This is a genomic window from Yersinia artesiana, from assembly GCF_902726545.1.
Taxonomy (GTDB): Bacteria; Pseudomonadota; Gammaproteobacteria; order Enterobacterales; family Enterobacteriaceae; genus Yersinia; species Yersinia artesiana.
In genome coordinates this window covers 1-6,287 of sequence record NZ_CACVAD010000095.1, presented here as the reverse complement: position 1 = coordinate 6,287, position 6,287 = coordinate 1, and the positions used below count along the sequence as shown (strand labels likewise).

The following is a 6,287-nucleotide window of genomic DNA, read 5'->3' as shown; positions in this document are numbered from 1 at the left end:
ATATTACGGGAATAAAAACACAGCATAACATTAACCTAAAGAAGGTCAGGAGATATAGCTATGGGTATTCTCGGCTTATTGCCAAACAAAGTTGATGAAGATGAGTCTATTGAAAATAATGAACACCTTACTTGTTTAACAGAAAAGGAGTTGGCTGAACTGGATAGTGAATAGCATCATAATTAAGGGGGCTTAGGCCTCCTTAATTAATTGTTAACAGGAGATATATTAATGGGATTACCTTATGAACGTGAAATTACATTAGCCGAAGCCAAAAGACGAATTTTGACTGAATTTCAGAATAATGCCATCACTCCTCATATAGAAAATCTTGGTCTGCATATCATTACAACCACATGTAATATTTATGATAAAAATAATAATTTACTCAGCCAAGGTGTGGGCAAAGGTATTGATGGTGCGGCACTAACTGGTGCTTTTTATGAAGCATTTGAACATTATATTTCAACAAATCACCAAAAGTTTGGTGAAATGACATTATGCAAAACCAATAAACTGCAACATACATTAGGCGGTACTGATTTCGTTAGAGATGTGCTACAAACTCAACCCAATACAAAAATTGCTTGTCGCCATTATAGTAATATCACTGGCGATATTTCGATTTATTACCCCGTCGTTTTTTCAACACCTAATTATGCAGATTGTCCTCTTGAAGGCGATAATTTTGATTATCAGGTATTGCGCCGCTATTCCAGTAACAGTGGCACAGCTATTGGTTCTTCTTTTCAGGAAGCCGCGCTGCATGCCGCCAATGAAAGTATTGAGCGTGAAGATTTGTCACAATTTTTGATTAATTATTTTTATCAGGATAACAACCGAGCATTACGCCTGGTTAACCCTGATTCGCTACAAGAAGAACTTCATACTTTATGGTTAAATGCTCAGGCTGAAATAGCAGATCACATTACAGTACTCGAAATCAGCCAATCTACCGGTTGTCGAACATTCATCGCATTCGGCCATAAAACCTGTCAGGCAGTACATTTATTTGGCGCTGGAACCTCCCTCTCACCTTATTACGCCATATCCAGGGCAATAACAGAACTGATCCAGTTTCATTCTATTGTCGCCCGTTTTCCTTACCTTATTGAGACACAAAAACATTCTTTACGGCGATTAGCACAGTGGCCAAAACTACGCCGTAGTTGCGAAGCCTATCTGCCTGGATTATTAACGGATAGAACCTTACATAGTGTCGATATTCCAGAAGATGGCCCCATTGCGCCAGTGATTGAGCAATTATTACAAGTGGAGCGGGAGTTAAACATGCGGGGTTACCAACTGCTGGTTAATATTCTCTATCAAAGTGCTTCCGGTTGTACTGTTGTCAATGTGTTAATTCCCGGCTTTGAGCGTTTCTTTCTTATTAACAGCGGCAACATTGTGGTGCCCTGGATGGGTTATCAATATCAAAACGGTTAGTGATAATTGGCTGAAAGTAAAGCGACAGATAGCCAATAAAAAAGGCAGGAACGATGACGCTTCTGCCTTTCTGCGGACGATAACCCGCCCCTGGATGTGTATTGATAAAACAACAAAAGATAACAACTCTTACTGCCGGTTTATTCGCTTATGCCTTACGCAGCATAGCATCGATAAACTCTTTCCACGTACCTAACTCAAAATCAACCATAACTTCCTCTCTAATTATCGCGATCAATTATACGCCTGTTTTTTGAACAGTCAAAGTTGGAGCCCACTTAAATTATTGTGGAAATGAGATCTGCTTCAGAGATATGGCATTTGGTCTTTTGACTGTGTTTCTCTGGCGACGAGCACTTTACTTGCCTGTTGGTTGATTCCGGAGTAGCGTGCTCTGATATATATAGGGGTAAATGCCGTTTCCGACAAAAACCATTATTGGCAAAATGCAGAGTAAAACCATGAAACACTCTATTGATTCGCTGAAAGAGTTGGGCCGTTACGGTGATGCGGTGGCAATGGCGCAAAATTTACTGCGCAGCGACCCAGGCAACGCCAGCCTACTGTATAAAATTGCCTCTCTTTATGATGTACAAGGGCTAGAGTTGCAAGCGATCCCCTTCTATCGTGCTGCTATCGAGCATGATTTGGCGGGAAAAGAGTTGCAGGAAGCTTACCTTGGGCTAGGTAGCACTTACCGGGCGCTGGGGCTATATCAGGAATCATTAAATACCTTTGACGCGGCGTTAGTCCGTTTTCCGCAAGCAAAAGAGATAACCTTGTTTCGTGCCATGACACTGTATAATCTGGGTGAAACCAAAGAAGCAGTCGCAGCATTGTTGATATTACTGGCTGAAACCTCAAATCATCAGGATATCAGCCTCTACCAAAAAGCTATTCGCCAATATGCCGCTGACCTTGACCGAATTGGCTAAATCCCTCGGCTGATGTGCGTATTTACGCACTAAACACCCCATAGCCATCTGGATTCAAACCCCATTTTCCCGCATTATGGACAAACCAGGCAGTCACATCAGTGACTAGCTTTATATTTATCCTGCATAAGCGCGCCATTCTAGCCGAGGTATTATTTTTCCATGTCAGATAACCCAGCAACTCCATTATTGCGCCTTTATGGCATTAAAAATTGTGACACCATAAAAAAGGCCCGCCGCTGGCTGGAAGAACAAAATATTGCCTATCAGTTTCACGATTATCGCGTGGATGGATTGAGTGACGAACGCCTGCAAAGTTTTATCGATAAACTGGGTTGGGAGCCATTACTGAATACTCGCGGGACAACCTGGCGTAAATTGCCACCAGCCCAGCGCGATGCCATTACTGATGCACAATCGGCCAAACTGCTGATGCTGGAACAACCTGCTATCATCAAGCGTCCGCTGTTGGAAGCGGCCAATGGTGAGCTGCTGCTGGGCTTCAAAATTGAAATTTATCAACAGTTTATTCAGCAACATCTTCAGAAAGTGATCCATAACCAAAACGCTATTGAGGTGCAATAACATGATCTGTCCGGTAATCGATCTGGCCCAACAATTAATTAAACGCCCGTCGCTCAGCCCTAATGATGCGGGTTGCCAGGAGATCATGATTCAGCGCTTAGAAGCTATCGGTTTTACTGTCGAACCGATGAATTTTGGCGACACCCTCAACTTCTGGGCCTGGCGTGGCGAAGGCGAGACACTGGCGTTTGCTGGTCATACCGATGTGGTTCCTACCGGCGATGAAAGTCACTGGAGCAGCCCACCGTTTGAGCCAACTATTCGCGATGGCATGCTGTTTGGCCGTGGTGCTGCCGACATGAAAGGTTCACTGGCGGCGATGGTGGTTGCGGCTGAGCGCTTTGTGGCCGCACATCCTAATCATAAAGGTCGCCTGGCATTTATGATTACCTCCGATGAAGAAGCCAAAGCTATTAATGGCACCGTTAAAGTGGTTAACGCCCTGATGGCGCGTCATGAGCGGCTGGATTACTGCCTGGTGGGTGAGCCATCCAGTACCGAGCGCGTCGGTGATGTGGTGAAAAATGGTCGCCGAGGCTCGATCACCGCCAACTTACACATCCACGGTATCCAAGGGCATGTGGCTTACCCTCATCTGGCTGATAACCCCGTTCACCGTGCAATACCCGCGCTGAATGAACTGGTGGCGACACAATGGGACGAAGGCAATGAGTTCTTCCCCGCCACCAGCATGCAAATCGCTAACTTGCATGCCGGTACTGGCAGCAATAACGTGATTCCCGGTGAGTTCTATGTGCAGTTCAATTTCCGCTTCAGCACTGAACTGACTGATAGCATGATTAAGCAGCGGGTTGAGGCATTGCTGGAGCGTCATCAACTCGATTACACCCTGGAATGGGTTCTGTCTGGTCAGCCATTCCTGACTGCGCGTGGCGCGTTGGTTGATGCTGTGGTTAATGCCGTTGAGCATTACGCCGAGATAACGCCGCAATTGTTGACCACTGGTGGTACCTCTGATGGCCGGTTTATTGCTTTAATGGGTGCACAAGTGGTTGAACTGGGGCCAGTTAATGCCACAATCCATAAAGTGAATGAATGTGTTCACGCTGCGGATTTACAATTGCTAAGCCGGATGTATCAGAAAATCATGGAGCAACTCATCGCATGACAACTAATACATTGACCCCGCAGATGATTACCGGGCGCTCAACGGAACATTTAGTGGTGTTAACCGGTAATCACCGCATGCAGCCACAGGCTGTTGCTGCCTTTCTCGCCATGCAACAGGCAGCTAAAGAGGCCGGTTTTGATTTGCAACCAGCCAGCACTTTTCGCGATTTTGACCGTCAATTAGCTATCTGGAATGGTAAATTTCGCGGTGAGCGACCAGTATTAGATAAAGATAGTCAACCGATAGACATTTCTCAGCTTGATGCCGCCAGCCGTTGTGAAGCTATTTTGCGCTGGTCTGCCCTACCGGGAGCCAGTCGTCACCATTGGGGCAGTGATTTGGATATTTACGATCCATCACTGTTACCCTTGGAGGCAAAATTGCAACTGGAGCCGTGGGAATATCAGGCAGGTGGATATTTTTATCCGCTAACTCAATGGCTTGATGCACATATGGCTGAGTTTGGTTTTTACCGGCCTTTTAGCGCAGACACCGGCGGCATTGCCGCTGAACCTTGGCATCTGAGTTACCGCCCTCTGGCGACAACTGCGGAACATTTACTGACACCTGCCATCTTGCTGGAAGCCTGGCAATCACAAGATGTGGCGGGTAGTGAGTGGCTTACCAGCCATTTACCCATGATTTTTTCACGATTTATAACGATACCTGATAAATTTCAAGATGCAGCTAACACATAGCAATTTGAAAGATGACAGGTAAAGGAATTTAACCATGCATTGGCTCGCAGATTACTGGTGGGTAGTTCTAATCATACTTGTCGGCATGATCTTAAACGGCATCAAAGAGTTACGCCGCCTTGATCATAAGAAATTTTTGAGCAATAAGCCGGAGATCCCGCCCCATCGCGACAATAATGCGCAGTGGGATGATGACGACGACTGGCCAGATAAAGACAAGAAAAAGTAAATGGGAGAGAACGAAGCTCCCCCCTGATTAATTTCCCGCAAGATCGTGGTGCAAATGAGCAATCGCTCGCGCCAGCATGGGTTGATTAATCCCATGTCCGGTATTGGCATCCAGATCCAATGTCACCAAACATCCCAACGCCGTTAAGCTATTCGCTGCGGCTTTGGCCTGTCCTACCGGGATAACGCCATCCTGTTCCCCATGAATCAGATGAATGATGACATCAGCAATAGGCTGCTGTGGTAAGGTGGCGAAACGCCCACTGAATCCGACGACCTGCCCAGCCAACTGCGGCTGCGCTTTCACGCCTTCCAATGACATAATCGTGCCCTGTGAAAATCCCACTAATGTCGTCTGCGCGGCACTAAGCCCACTTTGTTGCTGCCAGTGGCGCACCGTGGCAATAAATTCGGGCATCACTTCATCAATGCGCCCTTGCCGCCCCTGCTCAGTTATCCCTTGTACGGAAAACCACTGCCGCCCATTGCCTATACTGCTGGAAAATGGCCCATCAATACTGACCACCAATGCCTGTGGGAAAGCTTGAGCAAAATGGCTACCGACCGGTGCCATCCCCGCAGCACTGTCGCCAACACCATGAAATAACAAAATTAATTGCTCAGGTTGTACTGATTGCTGCACCACGATATGTTTTTGATTCATTGGGGGCCTTAATTCATTGAGTAACGATACATTACTATACGACCACGAGTGCAAAAGGGATATTGGGTTTTATTGAGTGAGTTATTGGAAATTATTGATGATAATATCTGGGCACCAATGCATCTATATGCTGTCGCGTTTTTTGAAAGAAAAATCAACTCTATTATAAGATATTAATTAAAACAACAACAGAGGGAATAATATGAAAATGCATAGCCTAAATGGTCATAATCTCAATGGAAATGACTATAAAAATTTATTCAAACACACCAATAATAAGAAATCCATTGAGCTAAGTCTTTGGGATAAATTTTGTGATCTATTTAGAAGCAACAAAAAGCAGGATGTTATTAACCTATTTTACAATCTAATCACCCCTTTACAAGATGAAAGTCTGAATAGCGAATTGAAAATTAAACTTGAACAGTTTGAAAAATTAAAAAACATGGCCGATCCTGTTAATAGAGAACTATTTAAAACCCATATTCAGGAACTAGATAAAGGGCAAAAAGAGTACACGTTCTCCATTGATGATACTAATATATATAAATTTGTTTCAGAAAATAATTGGAACTCCCTCTCAAAGATAACATTAGGAA

At 44.8% G+C, this 6,287-nt stretch carries 8 protein-coding genes; 7 read left to right on the top strand and 1 reads right to left on the bottom strand.

Annotated elements, in window-relative coordinates; genetic code table 11:
* Positions 1-231: 231 nt before the first annotated feature.
* From HU019_RS19920 to HU019_RS19895, 6 genes are all read left to right on the top strand, one after another.
* Positions 232-1,446 (top strand): YcaO-like family protein, encoded by a 1,215-nt coding sequence (locus HU019_RS19920; protein WP_174849036.1) that lies wholly within the window; start codon positions 232-234, stop codon positions 1,444-1,446.
* 461 nt (positions 1,447-1,907) lie between these two features.
* A complete protein-coding gene (locus tag HU019_RS19915; RefSeq protein ID WP_174849083.1) occupies positions 1,908-2,381 on the top strand; it encodes a tetratricopeptide repeat protein in 474 nt (157 codons plus the stop codon).
* Between the two features lie 162 nt (positions 2,382-2,543).
* Positions 2,544-2,966 carry an ArsC family reductase gene (locus HU019_RS19910; protein ID WP_174849037.1) on the top strand — a complete coding sequence of 141 codons (423 nt, stop codon included), beginning with the start codon at positions 2,544-2,546 and terminating at the stop codon, positions 2,964-2,966.
* Position 2,967: 1 nt separating this feature from the next.
* Positions 2,968-4,095, top strand: a complete 1,128-nt coding sequence (gene dapE / locus HU019_RS19905; protein ID WP_174849038.1) for a succinyl-diaminopimelate desuccinylase — start codon at positions 2,968-2,970, stop codon at positions 4,093-4,095.
* Entirely contained in the window at positions 4,092-4,796 is a 705-nt protein-coding gene (locus HU019_RS19900) for a M15 family metallopeptidase (protein ID WP_174849039.1), read from the top strand. Before dapE ends, HU019_RS19900 begins: the two co-directional genes overlap by 4 nt.
* A gap of 34 nt (positions 4,797-4,830) precedes the next feature.
* Positions 4,831-5,025 carry a YpfN family protein gene (locus HU019_RS19895; protein WP_005172354.1) on the top strand — a complete coding sequence of 65 codons (195 nt, stop codon included), beginning with the start codon at positions 4,831-4,833 and terminating at the stop codon, positions 5,023-5,025.
* Positions 5,026-5,052: 27 nt separating this feature from the next.
* Here the strand turns inward: HU019_RS19895 and ypfH are convergent, their stop codons facing one another.
* Complete coding sequence (gene ypfH, locus HU019_RS19890; protein ID WP_174849040.1) at positions 5,053-5,688, bottom strand: esterase; 636 nt, start codon at positions 5,686-5,688, stop codon at positions 5,053-5,055.
* 202 nt (positions 5,689-5,890) lie between these two features.
* On the opposite strand from ypfH, the gene HU019_RS19885 reads away from it, so the two are divergent.
* A partial coding sequence (locus tag HU019_RS19885) for a pathogenicity island 1 protein SopD2 (protein WP_235921497.1) occupies positions 5,891-6,287 on the top strand: 397 nt, incomplete at its 3' end.